Annotated in this window: 14 protein-coding genes; 5 read left to right on the top strand and 9 right to left on the bottom strand. The window is 61.7% G+C overall.

All coding sequences use genetic code 11. The annotated features are described in order from the left end of the window. Window positions 1-20 precede the first annotated feature (20 nt). Window positions 21-1,373: an ethanolamine permease gene (gene eat / locus QRN36_RS21840; RefSeq protein WP_285425967.1), complete on the bottom strand. Its 1,353-nt coding sequence runs from the start codon at window positions 1,371-1,373 to the stop codon at window positions 21-23. A 468-nt stretch (window positions 1,374-1,841) separates the two neighbouring features. Here eat and QRN36_RS21835 point away from each other — a divergent pair, with 468 nt between their 5' ends. Beyond that, window positions 1,842-2,903 (top strand): AraC family transcriptional regulator, encoded by a 1,062-nt coding sequence (locus QRN36_RS21835; RefSeq protein WP_285425966.1) that lies wholly within the window; start codon window positions 1,842-1,844, stop codon window positions 2,901-2,903. 100 nt (window positions 2,904-3,003) lie between these two features. Here the strand turns inward: QRN36_RS21835 and QRN36_RS21830 are convergent, their stop codons facing one another. From QRN36_RS21830 to QRN36_RS21810, 5 genes are all read right to left on the bottom strand, one after another. Further along, window positions 3,004-4,275 carry an MFS transporter gene (locus tag QRN36_RS21830; RefSeq protein ID WP_285425996.1) on the bottom strand — a complete coding sequence of 424 codons (1,272 nt, stop codon included), beginning with the start codon at window positions 4,273-4,275 and terminating at the stop codon, window positions 3,004-3,006. Between the two features lie 179 nt (window positions 4,276-4,454). Beyond that, a complete protein-coding gene (locus QRN36_RS21825) occupies window positions 4,455-5,615 on the bottom strand; it encodes a mandelate racemase/muconate lactonizing enzyme family protein (RefSeq protein ID WP_285425965.1) in 1,161 nt (386 codons plus the stop codon). 176 nt (window positions 5,616-5,791) lie between these two features. Beyond that, complete coding sequence (locus tag QRN36_RS21820) at window positions 5,792-6,844, bottom strand: LacI family DNA-binding transcriptional regulator (RefSeq protein ID WP_285425964.1); 1,053 nt, start codon at window positions 6,842-6,844, stop codon at window positions 5,792-5,794. 178 nt (window positions 6,845-7,022) lie between these two features. Continuing rightward, window positions 7,023-8,978: a hypothetical protein gene (locus tag QRN36_RS21815; RefSeq protein ID WP_285425963.1), complete on the bottom strand. Its 1,956-nt coding sequence runs from the start codon at window positions 8,976-8,978 to the stop codon at window positions 7,023-7,025. A gap of 201 nt (window positions 8,979-9,179) precedes the next feature. After that, on the bottom strand, window positions 9,180-11,363 hold the full coding sequence (locus QRN36_RS21810; RefSeq protein ID WP_285425962.1) for a TonB-dependent siderophore receptor: 2,184 nt from the start codon (window positions 11,361-11,363) through the stop codon (window positions 9,180-9,182). A 482-nt stretch (window positions 11,364-11,845) separates the two neighbouring features. Between QRN36_RS21810 and efeU the strand changes: the two genes are divergently transcribed. The 4 genes from efeU (at window position 11,846) to efeO (QRN36_RS21790) (ending at window position 16,171) form a co-directional block, all read left to right on the top strand. Beyond that, the gene (efeU, locus tag QRN36_RS21805; protein ID WP_285425961.1) at window positions 11,846-12,715 is read left to right on the top strand and encodes an iron uptake transporter permease EfeU; all 870 of its coding nucleotides are present in this window, start codon (window positions 11,846-11,848) and stop codon (window positions 12,713-12,715) included. A gap of 8 nt (window positions 12,716-12,723) precedes the next feature. Beyond that, window positions 12,724-13,935 (top strand): iron uptake system protein EfeO, encoded by a 1,212-nt coding sequence (efeO, locus tag QRN36_RS21800; protein WP_285425960.1) that lies wholly within the window; start codon window positions 12,724-12,726, stop codon window positions 13,933-13,935. Window positions 13,936-13,999: 64 nt separating this feature from the next. Next, complete coding sequence (efeB, locus tag QRN36_RS21795) at window positions 14,000-15,319, top strand: iron uptake transporter deferrochelatase/peroxidase subunit (protein WP_285425959.1); 1,320 nt, start codon at window positions 14,000-14,002, stop codon at window positions 15,317-15,319. 27 nt (window positions 15,320-15,346) lie between these two features. Beyond that, window positions 15,347-16,171 (top strand): iron uptake system protein EfeO, encoded by an 825-nt coding sequence (gene efeO / locus QRN36_RS21790; protein ID WP_285425958.1) that lies wholly within the window; start codon window positions 15,347-15,349, stop codon window positions 16,169-16,171. A gap of 251 nt (window positions 16,172-16,422) precedes the next feature. Here efeO (QRN36_RS21790) and QRN36_RS21785 read toward each other — a convergent pair whose 3' ends face one another. The 3 genes from QRN36_RS21785 to QRN36_RS21775 form a co-directional block, all read right to left on the bottom strand. Beyond that, window positions 16,423-17,193: a molybdopterin-dependent oxidoreductase gene (locus tag QRN36_RS21785; RefSeq protein WP_285425957.1), complete on the bottom strand. Its 771-nt coding sequence runs from the start codon at window positions 17,191-17,193 to the stop codon at window positions 16,423-16,425. Continuing rightward, window positions 17,186-17,809, bottom strand: a complete 624-nt coding sequence (locus QRN36_RS21780) for a cytochrome b/b6 domain-containing protein (protein WP_285425956.1) — start codon at window positions 17,807-17,809, stop codon at window positions 17,186-17,188. Before QRN36_RS21780 ends, QRN36_RS21785 begins: the two co-directional genes overlap by 8 nt. Before the next feature lie 167 nt (window positions 17,810-17,976). Then, window positions 17,977-18,582, bottom strand: coding sequence for a hypothetical protein (locus QRN36_RS21775; RefSeq protein WP_285425995.1), 606 nt, complete (start codon window positions 18,580-18,582; stop codon window positions 17,977-17,979). Window positions 18,583-18,605 lie beyond the last annotated feature (23 nt).

The raw sequence follows: 18,605 nt of genomic DNA, 5'->3' as shown, positions 1-18,605 counted from the left end.
CCTTCTATCGAATCAGGTGATTAACCAGCGACTGCAACAACCGCGCCGCGTCCGCGTACCAGCTTGCAGAACAGCGCGCCCACGGCCATCAGGCAGAGGAAGATGCCGCAGATCACCAGATTGAACCAGACCATCGCCACCAGACAGACAACGGCCAGCACCAGCGCGATGCCTGGCACGATCGGGTAACCCGGGGCGCGGAAGCTGCGCTCCAGATCGGGCTCGCTGCGACGCAGCTTGAACAGGCTGAGCATGCTGACGATGTACATCACGATAGCGCCGAATACCGACATGGTGATCATCGCGGCGGTCAGCGTCATGCCCTGCAGGTTGACCAGACCGTCGCTGAGAATCGCCAGGATGCCGACCACGCCACCGGCGAGAATCGCGCGGTGCGGCGTCTGGAAGCGCGACAGTTTAGCCAGGCTGGGCGGCAGGAAACCGGCCCGCGCCAGGGCGAAGAACTGACGCGAGTAGCCGAGGATGATGCCGTGAAAGCTTGCCACCAGACCGAACAGACCGATCCACACCAGCATGTGCATCCAGTTCGAGTTATTGCCGACCACGGTTTTCATCGCCTGTGGCAGCGGGTCGTTGATGTTCGACAGTGCGCGCCAGTCGCCCACGCCGCCCGCGAAAATCATCACGCCGATGGCCAGAACGACCAAGGTCAGGATCCCCGCGACGTAGGCACGTGGAATCGTGCGCTTGGGGTCTTTCGCCTCTTCGGCGGCCATCGCTGCGCCTTCGATGGCCAGAAAGAACCAGATGGCGAACGGGATCGCCGCAAAGATGCCGCTGATCGCCGGCAGGCTGAAGGTGTCGGAGCCCGCCCAGCCGCCGAGCACGAAGTTGCTGAAGCTGAAGCCCGGCGCGACGACGCCCATGAACACCAGCAGTTCGGCGACGGCGAGCACCGTTACCACCAGCTCGAAGGTGGCGGCAATGCTGACGCCCAGAATGTTCAGGGTCATGAACACGATGTACGCGCCAATCGCTGCGACGCGCGGATCGAGCGACGGATACTGCACATTCAGGTACGCCCCGATCGCCATGGCGATGGCCGGCGGAGCGAAGACGAACTCGATCAGCGTGGCAAGCCCGGCGATCATTCCGCCGGTGACGCCAAACGCGCGCAGACTGTAGGCGAACGGCCCGCCCGCGTTGGGGATCGCGGTCGTGAGCTCGGTGAAGCTGAAAATGAAGCAGGTGTACATCACCGCGACCATCAGCGTCGTCACCAGAAAGCCCAGCGTCCCTGCGGTGCCCCAGCCATAGCTCCAGCCGAAATATTCGCCGGAGATCACCAGGCCCACGGCCAGTCCCCACAGGTGCAGGGTTCCCAATGTCGGTTTGAGTTGTGAAGCAGTCATGTGCATTTACCCCGGTCGCCAGGTGACGTTTTTGTCTGATGTCGAGCATAGCCATGCTTGCCGGACAAGGCTTGACCGCACGGCACGCGGGTTGTCGTGTGCGGTCAAGTTCCTCGGGCTTTGGTGTGGGGTGCATCATGGCGGCGCACGATTGCAGTGCCGTGCTTGATTGCGGGTCATGATTGGCACCTCACGACACAGCGGAGTGGGTTGACCGGTAGCAATCCAAGAGGCCGCACCCAACCTGCAGGCGCGTGACTTGCCCCGCGACCGGCGACACCGTCGTTGCAAATCCATATCGCACGGCGTGCCTGGAAGAGCGCATGTATCGGTTTCATGGCCGCTTCGCAGCCGATCGCCGGACACGCCACGCGCCTGCAGCAGCTTTCAATACAACCCGTAGTCCGTAACAAGGTATGACATTTGCTTGAATGAAATTCATACACAGCACACAGGCCGCGCGTACCGATGCTTCATTCCTTCCTCTCCGGCGCCCAACCGACTCCATCCGCAAACAGCAATCGCGGGGTGTTGTCAGCTGCGGCCAACGGGCTGGACGGCTTTATCGTGCAACACGGTGGCGATCTGGATCGCGTGTTCGGCCGCGCCGGCATTGACCCGGAACACCTGTTGCACCCCACGCTGAGTTTGCCGCTGACCAACTACTGCAAAGTGCTCGAAGAGGCCGCGTGCCAGACCGGTTGCGACAACTTCGGCCTGCGTTATGGCCAGCAGTTTCAGCCTCAGGCGCTGGGTCTATTGGGCTACATCGGCTTGTGCTCGGCGACGCTGGAAGACGCGCTGATCAACTTCGCCCAGGCATTTCCGTTTCATCAGCACAGCACGCTGATCGAGCTGGTGGATCTGGGCGAGTGCTACCGCTTCGATTATCAGGTGCGTCATGGCGCGATCAACGAGCGCCGCCAGGACGCTGAACTGACCATGGGCATGGCCCTGAATCTGGTGCGCCACGTGCTGGGCCCTGACTGGGCGCCGCGACACGTGGCCTTCGAGCACGGCAGACCCCACGACTGGCACGAACACCGCGACGCGTTTCAGAGTGACGTGGGGTTCAGTCAGGCCTGCAACTCGCTGCTGATCCCCAAGCGCGACCTGATCGGCAAAGCCATGCCGGGCAGCGATCCGATTCTGTTGATGCTGATCAAGGACGCCATTCGCCAGCTCGGTGACAACGGCGGGGAAACCAGCCTGCTGGAACAGACCCGCCAGACGATCCAGCGCACGCTGCACCTGGGCGAACCTGCGCTCGATGAGGTCGCTCACACGCTCGGCCTTTCCGAATGGGCTTTGCAGCGCAAACTGCGTGAGCAAGGGCTGAGCTTCACGCAACTGGTGGACCAGATCCGTCAGCAATCGGCCATGGTCCACCTCAAGCAACCGGACATGAGCATCACGCGTCTCGCGTCCATTCTCGGCTATTCGGAAACCAGCGCGTTCTCCCGTGCCTTCAAGCGCTGGTTCGGGCTGAGTCCGAAGCAGTGGCGCAGCGCTGCAGCCAACCCTCAATAACGTCGACGCGTCAGGTCTGGCCGACAGTCGCAATCTGCAGATCGCGACCGCCTGCACGCCAAACGGCTGCACATGAATCGCCGCGTACCGATGCAGCGTTTTACTGCACGGCTCGCTGCAACGTCAGCCGCCGCAGACTGCCCATGCTCAGGAACGCCAGCGCACCGACCAGCGCATGGGCCGCAACCACGTACATGGCGCCGGAAAACGAGCCGGTGGACTGGACGATGTAGCCGATCACGATTGGCGTGAAGATGCCCGACAGGTTACCGAACATGTTGAACAGCCCGCCCGCCATTCCGGTGATTTCCTTGGGCGAGGTGTCCGACACCAGGGTCCAGTCGACGGCCACTACGCCTTTGCCGAAAATCGCCAGCGACATCAGAATGGTCACCACCCACATCGACTCGGTGAAATTGCAGAACACCAGCGTTGCGCCCATCGTCATGCCGCACACCAGCGGAATCTTGCGCGCCACTGACAGCGAGCAGCCTTTGCGGATCAGGAAATCGCACACGGCCCCGCCGCACAATGCGCCGAGCAAGCCGCAGATCCCGGGAATCGCCGCAATCGCACCGGCCTCCATGATGTTCAGGCCGCGCCCCTTGACCAGATAGACCGGGAACCAGGTCAGAAAGAAGTATTGCAACGAGGTGTCGCAGTACTTGCCCAGATAGATCGACCACATCATCGGGCTCTTGAGCAGCACTTTCAGGTCGGCAAAACGCGGCACGAACGCGCCGTTGGCTTTGGGCCGGTCCATGTCCACCTGCGCCCCGCCGTCGCGGAGATGCGCAAGCTCGGCGCTGTTGACGCCCGGATGATCGCATGGCGCCTTGACCCACTTGAACCAGACCAGGCTGACGAGAATGCCCAGCCCGCCCATGAACCAATAGACATGCTCCCAGCCATAACGGTGGGCGACGAAACCCATCGCGGGCGCCAGCAGCACCACCGACATGTACATCGAGGAGTTGAATATCACCGTCGCCAGCCCGCGCTCCTGCAACGGAAACCAGGCAGCGACGATGCGGCTGTTGGCCGGGTAGACCGGTGCTTCGATCAATCCCAACAGAAACCGCAGGAAAAACAGCGTGCCGATGGCCACGGGCACCGAGAAAAACCCGATCATGCCCTGCGCCACGGTGATGGTCGACCAGAGAAACAGCGATAAACCGTACACCCGAACCGAGCCGAATTTGTCCAGCAGCCAGCCACCGGGCAACTGGCCCAGCACGTAGGCCCAGGCGAACGCCGAAAACATGTATCCCAGCGTCACCGAATTGATCCCCAGCACTTCAGTCAACGCTGAGCCGGTGATGGACAACGTGGCGCGGTCACCGACGTTGATGGCGGTGACGATGAACAGCATCGCCAGAATGGAATAACGCACTTTGCTGCGAACGGCGGTGGCGACCGCCGGTGCGGCTGCTTGAGCGGTGTTGGTGTGTTCCACATGAAAGCCCTCATTTTGTTTTTATAGATCGGCCAGCAAGGGCGCCCCGCAGGAGGCGCTCCCGGTCATGCAAAGAAGATGTCGTGATCGGATGATCAGGGCCGCGAGCCAACCTCAGCGGTCTGCGCGGTCCAGGCTCTGGTCTGTTCACTCAAGGACAGGCCCAGGCCGGGGCGAGTCGGCACCAGCATGCGGCCGTCACGGGTTTCCAGACGCTCGTTGAACAGCGGTTCCAGCCACTCGAAATGCTCGACCCAAGGCTCGGTCGGATAGGCCGCCGCCAGATGCACGTGCAATTCCATGGCGAAGTGCGGGGCCAGCATCAGACCGGCCTGCTCGGCCATCGCGGCGACTTTCAGATACGGCGTGATGCCTCCTACCCGGGGTGCATCGGGCATCAGGAAATCGGCACCGCGCAGTTTGATGAATTCGGCGTGCTCGGCCACGCTGGTGAGCATTTCGCCGGTCGCAATCGGCGTATCGAACTGCTGCGCCAGCGCGGCGTGGCCCTCGGCGTCGTAGCAGTCCAATGGCTCTTCGATCCAGATCAGGTTGAATTCTTCGAAGCGGCGGCACATGCGCTGCGCGGTAGGGCGATCCCACTGCTGGTTGGCGTCGACCATCAGTGGAAAGTCGTCGCCCAGATGTTTGCGCACCGTGGCGACCCGATGCAGGTCAATGGCGCAATCAGGCTGGCCAACCTTCAGTTTTATGCCGCCGATGCCCTTCTCACGAGACATGTCGGTGTTGTGCAACAGTTGCTCCAGCGGCGTATGCAGGAAACCGCCGGAGGTGTTGTAGCAGCGCACCGAATCCCGGTGGGCGCCGAGCAATCGAGCCAGGGACAGGTTGGCACGCCGGGCTTTGAGGTCCCATAACGCGACGTCGAAGGCACCGATGGCCTGAGTCGACAGCCCGCTGCGTCCCACAGACGCGCCGGCCCAGCAGAGCTTGGTCCACAGCTTGGCGATATCGCTGGGATTCTCGCCGATCAGCGCCGGCGCGATTTCCCGGGCGTGGGCGAACTGGCCGGGACCGCCGGCGCGCTTCGAGTAGCTGAAACCCAGGCCGCAATGGCCGTCCGTGGTTTCGATTTCGGCAATCAGAATGGCGATCTCGGTCATCGGCTTTTGCCGTCCGGTCAGCACCTTGGCATCGCTGATCGGATTGGCCAGCGGCAGAAACACCGATGACACCTTGACCCAGGCGATCGTGTCGGCATCCGAAGAGATGGTGTTTTGTTGTTGTACGAGCATGGCAAGCGCCCCAGATTCGTCTACTGAAAATGCGATGTCACCGTTATGATTGCGCAATCATCGCAAGCATCAAAAAAGGCGATCGGCGTCGAAGGACGGATCACCTTGAGCGGGATACTACACTGATTGCGCAATCATTCAACACCGCGTCTGTCGGTTGGTGAATAGAACGGGCATCAGGTGCTGGCGCGATCGATCAATGAGAACCCGGTGTCCACGCGCACAGGCTTGTCCCCGGACGTGTGTTCCTGAAAGCGGTCGAGCAAGGCCTGAGCGACCTGCAGACCGATACGATTACCGTCGACGCGCACCGTCGAAAGTGCTGGATACACTTGGGCAGCGCTGCTCAGATCACCGAACCCCATGACCGCGACATCCTCGGGTACGCGCAGGCCACGGCTGGCCGCTTCCGCGAGGACGCCTTGGGCCACCGTGTCGGAACTGCACACCACGACATCCGTACCAATGCCGCGCTCCAGCAGCCTGGCCAGCCCTTCCCTGCCGGTCTGCAGCGTCGCCGGCGGCGCCAGCAATTCCATTGGCACGTCGTCGACGCCGTGTCTTTTCAGCTCGGCAATCAGGCTGTTGCAACGCCTGACGCCACGTGGATCGCCGATCGTCACCACGGAGAAACGCTTGTAGCCTTTGCCCAAGAGATGGCGGGCGGTCTCTTCCCCGACTTTTTCATGGGAAAAACCCACCAGCATGTCGATAGGGTCTTCGCTCAGATCCCAGGCTTCCACCACCGGGATCCCGGCTTGGGCCAGGCGCGCGCGGCTGGATTCGGTGTGCAGTGTGCCGGTCAGGACGATGCCATCCGGACGCCGCCCCAATACTGCTTCCAGCAGTTTTTCTTCCTGCTCCGCGTCATAGCCGGTCAGCCCCAGTAACGTCTGATAGCCGGCCTGGGTCAAACGATCCATCAGCGCCTGCACGGTGTCCGCGAAAATCGAGTTGGCAATCGTCGGCAGGAATATCGCCACCAGCCGGCTCTTGTTGCTGGCCAGACCGCCCGCCAGCATGTTCGGCACATAACCGGTCTTACGCACGGCCTCGCGTACCTTTTCGCGAGTGTCTTCGCTGACCAGATCCGGCCGATGCAGCGCCCGCGAAACGGTCATCGGCGACACACCGGCGACTTTGGCCACATCGATCAAGGTGAGGCTTGATACCTTTCTGGGCTCTGACAACGACGTACCAGCGGCAGGTCTGCCTGGTTTTTTCGGCATGAACGGTTCCGGATTCAACGCATGGGGGGCTGGCGCGATGTCGATGCGTCTCGCGCCGAGGGGCAATTTAACAAAGCCTGTGGGCGCAAGCACTGGCTTAATGCATCCCGGGTAGACGCAGCGTTTTGTTCAGCAGACCTCTGCAACCTGCAGACGAGCCCGTGCCCGTCCGCGCCGCTTACCGCTGCTTACGCCCCAGATCCTGCAACCAGTCGTTCATGTTGCCCGGCAGCAGCAGTTCGTGGCGGGCGCGAGAGCTGGCGGTGTAGAGCAGCGAGCAGACGCTGGCCAGTGAGTGGGTCGAACCTTCGCGGGGCGGGCGCATGAGGTCGCGGGACAGCAGCACGCAGTCGAATTCCTGGTTTTTCACGTCCTCCACCGTCGCCAGTTTGAGGATGGCTGACGGATCGCTGCAAAACCGCTGCGCCGTCTCGACGAAGTCCTGCAGACGCTTGCCCTGCCCCAGCCACTCGTGCACGGCCTTGAATTCGTGGCTGGCGCCCATGGCCGAGGCCAGGGCGTCCCAATAGGCATAGCGGAAAATCAGCCGGTGCTGCGGCCGCAGGTCTTCGCAATACAACCCGTCCAGGCCTTTGACGAACAGGGTCAGGTGTTCGAGGGTTCTGGCAGGCAACTGAAAGCTCGCGCCGGCTTCGCTCAGGCGCCTGAACCAGGCGAACAGCCCCCATTCGTTGGCCACCAGAATCGTCGTTGGCTTGTCGGGAATCGGCATGACGCCGTGGCCGATGATGCGCGTGGGATGCGGCGCACGGCCGACGAAGCCTTCCTTGATGTCGCTGGGGTGCAGCTGGATCAGCGGATCCAGCACGTCGGCCATCTGCTTGCCGGCGCGAATCGATTGCGTCATGAAGCGCTGGCGGATGAAACCGCCGTGGCGGGTCGCCTTGCCGCTCAACTGCTGGAATTCGTCACCCAGGGTGATCACCGCCTGAGGGCTGCGATCGAGGATCTGCACCATCGGGGCGGTCAGCTCATGGCTTTCGTCGATGATGATGTGACTGTAGTTCTCGGGAATGACTTCCGAGGTCAGCGACAGGAACTTGATGCGCTGGGCGTTGCGAATCGGCAGCCGGATGTGCGGCGCAGAGGGCCGCACCGTTTCGCGCCACAATAATCGGCTGTATTCGAGCAGCATGGCGATGTCCGCCTGACTGGCCGCGTGCCCCAGGGACGGCAGATGCCGCGCCTCGATGTGCGGCAGCGGCGACAGGCAGAAACTGTGGACCGTGGCGCGACAGACTCGCGCCACGTCCCGAGGATAGAGCTTGCCGACGCTCTGCAGGTTCAGCCATTGCGCCACTTGCAGGTCGTCCACCAGCGAGCTGGCACTGGTGCGCTGCATGTCGCTGTTGCGCCAACCCTGAGAGGTCAGGTCGCGGTTGAGCAACAGGTTGGCCATGTGACCAAAGGTGCAGGCGTTGATGCGGCTGTCGGGACTGGACTGCAGGACGCGCTCGCGCAGGGCGGCGACCTGCGCGGGGAATGTGGCCATGAGCAGGGTCGTGGCCGGATCGAGCACTTCGAAGAACTTCGCCAGCAGAAAGGTCTTGCCCACGCCAGCATAGGCCTGCAGATGAAACGACTCGTCCGTGCACACCTGAAACTCGTCGAAGATCCGACTCTGCTGATCGCTCAGGCGCAGCACGTCGCCGGTCGCCAGCACGATGTCACGGGTCAACGGCTCGAGGGTCTGGCGATGACGCAGGCCAAAGCCGAAGTCCCACTGCCCTTCCTCGTCCAGATAGGCCTGAGCCTGGACCTCGTGTTCCTCAAGCAAGGCAACCCCTGCGATCTCGAGCACCGTCAGGCTGGCGGCCAGGTTTTCGGCGTTGAAACGCATGCGTACCAGATCGGCAAACGCACCGCCGCCCTCTTCTACCGAACCGGCAGCGCGCATGACATCGTCGAGCATGCGCTCCAGCATCTCGACCGCGATGCCCTGTCCGATCAACGCCTTGAGATTGAGCAGCAGCATCAAGGCAGCCATCTGCGCACGGCTCGCCACGCCGAGGAAGTCGTTCAGCGACTCACCGGCCGCCAGCGCCTTGACGACCTCGTCGGTCAGCGGCAGAAACAGCGAAGGCGGTGGGGCAAAAAGGCTTGGCGAACTCATTGCTTGGGCAGTGTCCTGGTGAAGGCGGTGACGCGGGATGTGACTGGCGGCTGATGATATGCGAAAACGGCCGCGAACAGTCCCGCGGACGCCCCCTGCATCAGGCCCGTTCAGCCGAATCGCTGCCAGCCCGATCGCCACACCGCACACACCTGCTGCGCCAGGCTCATGCCGCAACGCCGCCCGGCCGGCCTGTCCTGATCAGAAATCCAGCTTGGCCCGCGCCACCAACTGACGTGGCTCGCCGATGGCGATGGCGGGCGAACCCAGGCCGCTGGACGAGGTGTAGTACTTCTCGTCGAACATGTTTTTCAGGTTCAGCTGGAGGGTCAGATCGCGCTCGTCCAGCTTCATCTTGTAAGAGACGAACGCGTCGGCGACCTTCGACGACGGCAAGTAATATTCCTTGCCAGCGCCATCGTTGACGCCCCAGCGGCTGGCGAAACGCGCACCGGCACCGGCGCGCAGATCCCCCGCGCCGACGTGGCCGAAGTCGCGCGTCAGGTACAGCGCGCCCGTGTGCTTCGACACACCGTCCAGCGGCTCGCCCTTGAGTACCGGATCTTCCAGCACTTGGGTGTCGGTGTAGGCGTAGCTGCCGGTCAGGCTCCAGCCCTCGTTCAACTGGCCGGTGATGTCGGCTTCCAGGCCACGGGAACGCACCTCGCCCGAGACCCGCGTGCAGGTCTCGGTGCCGCAGGGCTCGCTGGTCTGCACGTTCTTCTTGTTGATGTTGAACAGCGCGACGGTCGCCGTAATCGCGTCGTTCTGAAACTTGGTGCCGATCTCATAAGACTTGCCTTCTTCGGGCGGCAGGCTCTCGATCGGCGTTGCAATCGAGGTGTTCGGGCGGAACGATTCGGTGTAGCTGCCGTACACCGACCAGTGCGGCTGAATCAGGTAAACCAGACCGACGCGCGGCACGACCTTGCTGTCCTTGACGTCGGCGCCGACGATGAACGGACGGCCCTTGCCGGTGAGCTCGTCGAACGCGTCGTAACGCAGGCCGGCCTGGAAAATCCACTTTTCGCCCAGGTGCATGGCGTCCTGAACGAAGAATGCATGGGTGCGCAGGTGGTCGATCTGGTCGCTGTTCGGTGCACTCACCGTGGAAGGCTTTGGCGTGACGCCGTAGACCGGGTCGTTGTAGTTGAAGTCGGTCTTATTAGGGCTGCGATAAAGATCACCCAGCTCGCGATCATTCTTCATGTAGTCCGCGCCGATCAACAGCTCATGACGCACATCGCCCCAGTACAGATTGCCCAGCGCGTTGAGGGTGGCGGTGTGAGCGAACTGCACGGCATCGCGGGTGGCGTCGCCGCGCCGGGTCACGGCGCCGGTCGTGAAGTCGGCCGACATGAAACGCGACTGGTAGTCGTTGTAGTAGTTGCGGCTGTACGCGTAACCGGTGCGCAGGGTCCAGTCGTCGTTCAAGCGATGGTCCATGCGCAGGTCCAGGGAGTCGGAGCGCCCGGTGGTCACGTTGAACGGCTCGTCCAGACGACGCTTGCGCGGGATGTCCAGCACCTTGCCGGTGGTGGTGTTGATCTGCGTGCCACGGTCGAAAGGGACCGAATATTCCATGTGCTCGTAAGCCGCCGACACGGTGGTGTCGTCGCCGTACCAGGCCAGCGACGGCGCGATCACCGACTGGTCGATGCTGCCGAAATTGCGCCAGTAGTCGTAATTCTGTTTGTCGGCGATGACCCGATAGGCCAGCCCGTTGGTGCCGATCGGTCCCGTCAGGTCAATCTGCTCACCGCCGCCACCGAAGCTGCTGCCGAACACAGAAATGGAGTGGGCGTCCACCAATTGCGGTTTCTTGGTCACGACGTTGATCACCCCGCCCGGATCCTGCACGCCGTAAAGCATGGACGCCGGGCCCTTGAGCACCTCGATGCGCTCGGTGGTCGGGGTGAAGTTGCGCGCCTGCACCGACTGCATGCCGTCGCGCATGATCGAGTTGTCGCGGTTGGTGCCGAAGCCACGCTTCTGAATCGCGTCCTGCGTGCCGCCCAGCGTGTTGCCTTGCTTGACCCCGCTGACGGCGTTGATCGCCTCGTCCAGGCTCGACGGCTGCCGGTCCTCGATCACCCGATTGGTCACCACGTTGACCGTGGCCGGGGTCTCCAGCAGCGGCGATTCGGTGCGCGTGGCGACCGTGGACTTGCGCGCCTGATAGCTTGTGCGGCTGTGCTCCGTCTCGCTGACGTCGGCTTGCGAGCTGGCATCGATATTAACGGCATCCAGCTGCATCTCTTCAGCGCTGACCCATGTGCTCAGGCCCAGAGAACACAACAGTGCAGTGGCCGAACATAACCCCAGTAACGGAGCGAAACGAAGCGCGGGACGGGCGCAGACACGAAAACCGGATAGAGCTGTCATGAACGGTAGACCTGAGGTATCGAGTGGTGAGGGCGTGCGTCGTTAAACGCATCGATTCTCACTACACGGATGCCAGCAGGATTTACCTCACATGCTTTTCGAAAATAATTCTGGGGCCACTGGGTCGACGCGGTGCTTTTATATTCTGCCCTGCAGCGCCTGAAAGTCAGTCTTCGTCCGATGGCGGCCCCGAGCAAGCGCGCTCCTACGCCTGCGGCCGAACCGGTTTGATGTCGAGTTCATTGCGACGCCTGCGGCAGAGGTGTCTGAAAGGGGATTGAATGACGTTGATTACGCCCGCACGGCAAGAGGAGTGGCCGAGGGCTGAACGCGACCTGAACACATGCACAAATTCTGGAGAAAGCAAAAAAACAAGTATGCTCATTCAATAATGAGTATCATTATGTTACACCCTGGCTGAATGCGAATGGCTGTACTACGCATTCAGGCCGCACACCCTATCAGATTTACACCGGTGATAAATGCTCGTTCCTTTTTTGATCATGTTGCGCGAAGGGATTGAAGCCGCGCTTATCGTTGGCATCATTGCCAGTTACCTGAAGCAGACGGGCCGTGGCGAGTGGATGCCAGCGGTCTGGATCGGCGTTTTCCTCGCCGCAGCCCTTGCCCTGTTCGTCGGTGGCGGCCTTGAAATGGTCAGCGCCGAATTCCCGCAGAAGCAGCAGGAACTGTTCGAAGGCGTGGTGGGCCTGGTCGCCGTGGTCATCCTCAGCTCCATGGTCGTGTGGATGCGCAAGGTCGCGCGTTCGGTCAAACACGATCTGCATGAATCCCTGGACGCCGCCCTCGCTGGCTCGAAAAACCAGACCTACGCGCTGATCGGCATGGTGTTCTTCGCCGTCGCCCGCGAAAGCCTTGAAACCGTGTTCTTCCTGCTCGCCGTTTTTCAGCAGAGCGAAGGCGTGTCCGGCCCGGTCGGCGCGCTGCTGGGTCTGATCATCGCGGTGTGCGTGGGGGTCGCCATCTACAAAGGCAGCCTGCGCCTGAACCTGAGCAAATTCTTCCGCTACACCGGGTTGTTCATTCTCGTGGTCGCGGCCGGCATCCTCGCCAATTCGGTGCGCTCGCTGCATGAAGCCGGCGTGTGGAACCACTTCCAGGACGTGGTCTTCGACATCAGTGCCACGCTGCCGATGGACGGCCCGACCGGTTCGGTGCTGGCTGGCATGTTCGGCTATCAGGATGCACCGACCGTCAGCGTACTGGTGGCCTACCTGGCTTACCTGATCTTCGCGCTGGTCCTGTTCTTCAAACCTCAGGCGCGGGTGGTGAGTCTGCCCACCCGTCCTGCGCACGAACACGGCCACTCACCTTCAGTTACGAACAAATAAGGGCAACCATGACCACCAGTCCCACCGGCCTTCCTCCACAGAAAGCCAAGCCTTCACGCGCCCTGCAATTCGCCGTCGCAGGCTCGGTGATTCTGATGATCGCCGCAGGCGCGATGTTCTACTTCGCCTCGCAGGCTGCGCAAAAGAAACGCGTTGCCAACAGCGGCAACGAAACCGTGGTCACGATCCACGCCAGGAATTGCGAGCCTAATGCGATCACGGTACCGGCCGGCAAGAATGCATTTCGCATCGTCAACGCCTCCGACCGGGCCGTCGAGTGGGAAATCCTCGACGGCGTGCTGGTCGTCGAAGAACGCGAAAACATCGTGCCGGGCCTGAGCCAGATCATCAACGCGAACCTGCAGCCCGGCGATTACGCCATCACCTGCGGCCTGTTGAGCAACCCGCGCGGCACCCTGCACGTCACCGCCACGGCCGAATCCGACGCCGCCGCCAAGGCGCGTCCGTCGATGGTCGCGTTCATCGGCCCGCTGTCCGAATACCGCGTTTACCTGAGCACCCAGAGCAGCGCGCTGATCCGCGCCGTCAACGACCTGCAGCAGGCCATCGAAAGCGGTGACCTGGCTCAGGCTCAGCAAGCGTATGCACCGGCTCGCGCGGCGTATCAGCGCATCGCCCCGGCCGCGCAGCGTCTGGCCGAGCTGGACAATGCCATCAACGCCCGTGCCGATTACTTCGAGAAGCGTGAGCAGGACCCAGGCTTCAGCGGCTTCCATCGCATCGAATTCGGTCTGTTCTCGCAGAAATCGGTCGAGGGCCTGACGCCCGTCGTGCAGAAGCTGCAAAGCGACATCGCCACGCTCAAGCAGCAGTTGCTGGCGCAGAGCATCGCACCGGAACAGCTGGCCAGCATGATCGTGCGCACCATGCGCAGTCTGGCGGAGATCCGCAGCAACGGCGAAGAAGAGCGCTACAGCCACATCGATGTCACCGGCTTCGCCGCCAATCTGGAGGGCACCCGCAAGGTCATCGAGCTGCTGCGCCCTTTGCTGGCCAAGACCTCCGGCGACGTGCTGAAAAAGATCGACAGCGCCACCACCGGTCTGGACGACCAGTTGTTGATGCTCAAGACCGACAACGGCTTCAAGCCGTATGACCAGGTCAGCGCCGAACAAAGAAAACAAATCGCAGACAAGGCCAAGGCACTGGCCGATGCACTCGATGGAATCGATCCGGCCCTGGGCCTCTCCGGCCTGTAAGCGTGCCCGGGCGGGTGCCGATGCGCCCGCCCGGACCTGAAACCAGAACGAAGACAGTATCCACATGAAAGATTCAGATCCAACCAACGCTCCCGTCTCCGTTGACCGTCGCCGTGTCCTGCTGGGCCTGGGTGCGGCCGGCGCCGCCATCGCCGGCGCCAGCCTGAGCGGTAATGCATTGGCCGCGCCTGCGCCAGCGCAAGTCACTGAAGCGCCGAAAAGCGAGAAGACCCAGGATCACAACGAGTTTCACGGTGTGCACCAGAGCGGCATCGTCAACCCGCGTCCCACCGCCGGCATGATGGTCTCCTTCGACGTGCTGGCTCAGGACCGCGAAGACCTGGAGCGCATGTTCCGCACGCTCAACGAGCGGATTTCCTTTCTGATGACCGGCGGCGCCGTACCGCAGGTGGACCCGAAACTGCCACCGCTGGATTCCGGCATTCTTGGCCCGGTGGTCACCCCGGACAACCTGACCATTACCGTTTCCGTGGGCGATTCGCTGTTCGACGAGCGTTTCGGTCTGGAACACGTCAAGCCCAAGCGTCTTCAGCGCATGGTCGGCTTCCCCAACGACGCGCTGGAAGCGGACTGCTGTCACGGCGACTTGAGCATTCAATTCTGCTCCAACGCCCCGGACAGCAACATTCACGCCCTGCGCGACATCGTCAAAAACCTGCCTGACCTGCTGCTGGTGCGCTGGAAACAGGAAGGCACGGTTCCGGCGCAGGCTCCGCTCAAGCCGGGCCAGCCACCGGAAAGCGCGCGCAATTTCCTGGGTTTCCGCGACGGTTCCGCCAACCCGGATTCCAACGACCAGAAAGCGATGAACGAGTTGGTCTGGGTGCAGCCCGGCAGCGACGAACCGGCCTGGGCCGCGAACGGCAGCTATCAGGCGGTGCGGATCATCCGTAACTTCGTCGAGCGCTGGGACCGCACGCCGCTGCAGGAACAGGAAGCGATCTTCGGCCGCGTCAAAGCCACCGGGGCGCCGATGGACGGCAAGGCCGAGACCGACGTGCCGGACTACAAAAAGGACCCGGAAGGCAAGATCACCAAGCTCGACGCCCACATCCGTCTGGCAAACCCGCGCACGCCGGACAGCCAGCGCAACCTGATCCTGCGTCGCCCGTTCAACTACTCCAACGGCGTGAACAAGAACGGTCAGCTGGACATGGGGCTGTTGTTCATCTGCTACCAGTCGGACCTGGAAAAAGGCTTCATCACGGTGCAGACACGCCTTAACGGCGAGCCGCTGGAGGAATACCTCAAGCCGGTTGGCGGCGGTTATTTCTTCACCCTGCCGGGCGTCGTCGACAGTCACGATTTCATTGGCCGGTCACTGCTGGCTGCCGCTTCTGCTGTAAAAACAAAAACTGCCTGACAACCCTTACCTCACAGGAAGAGCTCCATGAAAAAGTCGCCTCTCGCGTTGTTGCTTACCCTTGGCTTGTTGCAGACCCCGATGTCCGTCTTCGCAGCCACCGCTCCGCTGGATCTGGTCACGCCGGTTTCGGACTACAAGATTTACGTCACTGAAAACGTCGACAAGCTGGTGACCGATACCCAGAAATTCACTGACGCCATCAAGAAAGGCGACGTGGCGACTGCGAAGAAACTGTTCCCGACCACGCGTATCTCCTACGAGTCCATCGAGCCGATCGCCGAGCTGTTCAGCGACCTGGACGCGTCGATCGACTCCCGCGAAGACGACCACGAAAACGGCGTGAAAGCCGACGACTTCACCGGTTTCCACCGCCTGGAGTACGCGCTGTTCTCGCAGAACACCACCAAGGACCAGGCTGTTTTCGCCGACAAGCTGCTGGCTGACGTGAAAGAGCTGCAATCGCGCATTGCCGACATGACCTTCCCGCCGGAAAAAGTGGTCGGCGGTGCTGCGGCGCTGATGGAAGAAGTCGCTGCGACCAAGCTGTCCGGTGAAGAAGACCGTTACAGCCACACTGACCTGTATGACTTCCAGGGCAACGTTGACGGCTCGAAGAAAATCGTCGACCTGTTCAAGCCGCAACTGCAGAAATCCGATGCAGCGTTCGTCGCCAAAGTCGACAAGAACTTCGCCACGGTCGACAAGATTCTGGCCAAGTACAAAACCAAGGATGGCGGTTACGAGACCTATGACAAGGTCAAGGAAAACGACCGCAAGGCCCTCGCTGGCCCGGTCAACACCCTGGCAGAAGACCTGTCGCAAATGCGCGGCAAACTCGGTCTGAACTGAGTTTCAACGCATTAAAAAACCGCCTGCCGATTACTCGTCAGGCGGTTTTTTTATGCTTTTGATTCTCTGCCCGGAGGGCGTAGGAGTCCGGCTTGCCGACGATCTGCCGGGAACCGGCAGTAAACCCTGCTGGCTTGGTGTGTCTGAAGAACCGCATCCGCTGATTTCAGGACTGCTGCGCAGCCCATCGTCGGCAAGCCAGACTCCTACGCCCTCCGGGCAGAATCAAAAGCGAGACTGAGGCAGCACGATCAAATCCCGCTGAACCAGTTATACCCCTGATCCTCCCAGTACCCGCCCGGATAATCGTTGGTCACGAAAATCTCGACGATGTGCTTCGGATTCTTGAACCCCAGTTTGGTCGGTACCCTCACCCGCAGCGGATAACCGTAATCCGGCGGCAAGGCCACCTCGCCGAAATCCAGCGCCAGCAAGGTCTGCGGATGCAACGCCGTCGGCATGTCCAGGCTCGAGTAATACCGGTCAGCGCACTTGAACCCGACGAACTTCGCCGTGGTGTCCGCGCCCACATGCTCGAGGAACGTCTTGAGCGGCACCCCGCCCCACTGCCCGATCGCGCTCCAGCCCTCTACGCAGATCAGTCGCGTGATGTCACTGCGCTGCGGCAATTTGCGCAAGCCATCCAGTGTCCACGGCGCCTTGTCCCGCACCAGCCCCGATACACCCAGCTTCCAGTCCGCCACGTCGAGATCCGGGATATCGTCCTCGGAATAGAACGCGTTGAACGGAAACGGGTTTCTGATCTGCTCCTTCTTGAACGTCGGCGCCAGTTTCTGCCCGCTGAACAGCCAGGCCTGCACCCGGTCATTCCAGCGCGACATGGCCCACAGCACTTTATCCACCTGATCGCCGTCCTGCAGGTTGCAACCGGTGAGCATGGCCATGGCGCCGACCGTCAAGCCGCCTCGCAGAAAGTTGCGGCGCTGGATACTTTCCAGCTGGCTCAGTTGCGCAGGCTCCAGCCTGACGCGCTGGATGGCGCGTTTTTTCGGCTCAATCATGTTCGACCTTCCCGTTTTCAACTGGCCGTACGCCGCCGGTGATCATCGGCAGCAAGGTTTTCGGCACCATCAACACCAACGCCAAATGCACCACGACGAATGCGCCGATCGCCGCCATCGCCGCGAAATGCACGAAGCGGGCGAAATCGTAGCCACCGAACAACGCGGTCAGTTCCTGCAGTTGAATCGGTTTCCAGATCGCCAGTCCCGACACCACGATCAACACGCCCGCGGCTAGCACCAGCCAATACATCAGGCGCTGCACGGCGTTGTACACGCCCTTCTCGTGCCTTAGGCGAAAGCGCAGGGCGTCGAGCAGATCGCGTTTGACTGCTTTCGGGGAGACGGGCAGAAAATCCCGTTTGAAGTGCTTGCTGAACAGGCTGTACAGCACGTAGATCAGGCCGTTGATCACCAACAGCCACATCACCGCGAAGTGCCAGGCCAGCGCGCCGCCCAGCCAGCCGCCGACGGTGAAGTCCTTTGGAAAGGTAAAACGGAACAACGGCGAGGCGTTGTAGATGCCCCATCCGCTCATGAACATGCAGACCATGCCGAAGGCGTTGATCCAGTGCGTCAGGCGAATGGGCCAAGGATGAATTCGGTTTTTTTTCATCTTGAAAGGCTCTTCATGGATGAATGTGGTGAGCCGGGCCTTGCAGGAGCGCACTCGCCCGCGATTGCCGTGTGTCAGATCATTGTTCGTATCAGACAGACCGCCATCGCGGGCAAGCGCGCGCCCATCATGGACGCAATGCGGTGCATATCACGCACCGCCGCCGCTTACATCGGTGGCTGGAAGCCGTCCTTGCCGACCGCTACACCACGGGCGGTCTTGCCGTCTTCACCCGGGAAGACCACGACCTTGGCGCCCTTGACCAGCTGGTCGACCTTGCCCGCTTCAACGTAAGCGATCGGCACGTCTTCCGGCACGACCAGTTGCTTCTCGCCGCCTTTGTAGCCGACGCTCAGCGTGCGGCCGTTGGCCTTGCTCAGCTTGCCCACGGTGCCGTTGGTCATGGTGCCGGTGCTGCCATCGGCATTCTGCCAACCGTAGTGACCTTCGCCGCTGCCCTTCAGGCTAGCCTCGAACACGGTCACTTCCAGCGCTTTCAACGAACCGTCGGCCTGCGGGATGGCGGCGGAGCCGATGAAGCTGTCGGGCTTGATCGATTCGATATCGGTCTTGGACACCAGCCGGATGCCGGTCTGGTCAGTCAAGCCGATGCTCTGATGTGCGCCCGAGCGGGTGGTGAAGTTCAGGGTCTTGTTGTCGACACTGTCGACTGTCCCGCGCAGTGGCTTGACCACCGGCATGTCAGCGGCAGCGGCAATAACGGCGGCGCCGAGCATGAGCACGCCGAACGTGGTGGACAGAGCAGTCTTCATCTTCATGTGAACATTCCTTGAGG

It is taken from the genome of Pseudomonas sp. efr-133-TYG-103a (genome assembly GCF_030209235.1).
Taxonomy (GTDB): Bacteria; Pseudomonadota; Gammaproteobacteria; order Pseudomonadales; family Pseudomonadaceae; genus Aquipseudomonas.
This window is presented reverse-complemented; position numbering and strand designations above follow the sequence as displayed.

What these genes read in the sequence shown, in the direction of transcription:
- eat (WP_285425967.1), bottom strand. Translation starts at nt 1,373, where the DNA reads ATGACTGCTTCACAACTCAAACCGACATTGGGAACCCTGCACCTGTGG.
- QRN36_RS21835 (WP_285425966.1), top strand. Translation starts at nt 1,842, where the DNA reads ATGCTTCATTCCTTCCTCTCCGGCGCCCAACCGACTCCATCCGCAAAC.
- QRN36_RS21830 (WP_285425996.1), bottom strand. Translation starts at nt 4,275, where the DNA reads ATGCTGTTCATCGTCACCGCCATCAACGTCGGTGACCGCGCCACGTTG.
- QRN36_RS21825 (WP_285425965.1), bottom strand. Translation starts at nt 5,615, where the DNA reads ATGCTCGTACAACAACAAAACACCATCTCTTCGGATGCCGACACGATC.
- QRN36_RS21820 (WP_285425964.1), bottom strand. Translation starts at nt 6,844, where the DNA reads ATGCCGAAAAAACCAGGCAGACCTGCCGCTGGTACGTCGTTGTCAGAG.
- QRN36_RS21815 (WP_285425963.1), bottom strand. Translation starts at nt 8,978, where the DNA reads ATGAGTTCGCCAAGCCTTTTTGCCCCACCGCCTTCGCTGTTTCTGCCG.
- QRN36_RS21810 (WP_285425962.1), bottom strand. Translation starts at nt 11,363, where the DNA reads ATGACAGCTCTATCCGGTTTTCGTGTCTGCGCCCGTCCCGCGCTTCGT.
- efeU (WP_285425961.1), top strand. Translation starts at nt 11,846, where the DNA reads ATGCTCGTTCCTTTTTTGATCATGTTGCGCGAAGGGATTGAAGCCGCG.
- efeO (WP_285425960.1), top strand. Translation starts at nt 12,724, where the DNA reads ATGACCACCAGTCCCACCGGCCTTCCTCCACAGAAAGCCAAGCCTTCA.
- efeB (WP_285425959.1), top strand. Translation starts at nt 14,000, where the DNA reads ATGAAAGATTCAGATCCAACCAACGCTCCCGTCTCCGTTGACCGTCGC.
- efeO (WP_285425958.1), top strand. Translation starts at nt 15,347, where the DNA reads ATGAAAAAGTCGCCTCTCGCGTTGTTGCTTACCCTTGGCTTGTTGCAG.
- QRN36_RS21785 (WP_285425957.1), bottom strand. Translation starts at nt 17,193, where the DNA reads ATGATTGAGCCGAAAAAACGCGCCATCCAGCGCGTCAGGCTGGAGCCT.
- QRN36_RS21780 (WP_285425956.1), bottom strand. Translation starts at nt 17,809, where the DNA reads ATGAAAAAAAACCGAATTCATCCTTGGCCCATTCGCCTGACGCACTGG.
- QRN36_RS21775 (WP_285425995.1), bottom strand. Translation starts at nt 18,582, where the DNA reads ATGAAGACTGCTCTGTCCACCACGTTCGGCGTGCTCATGCTCGGCGCC.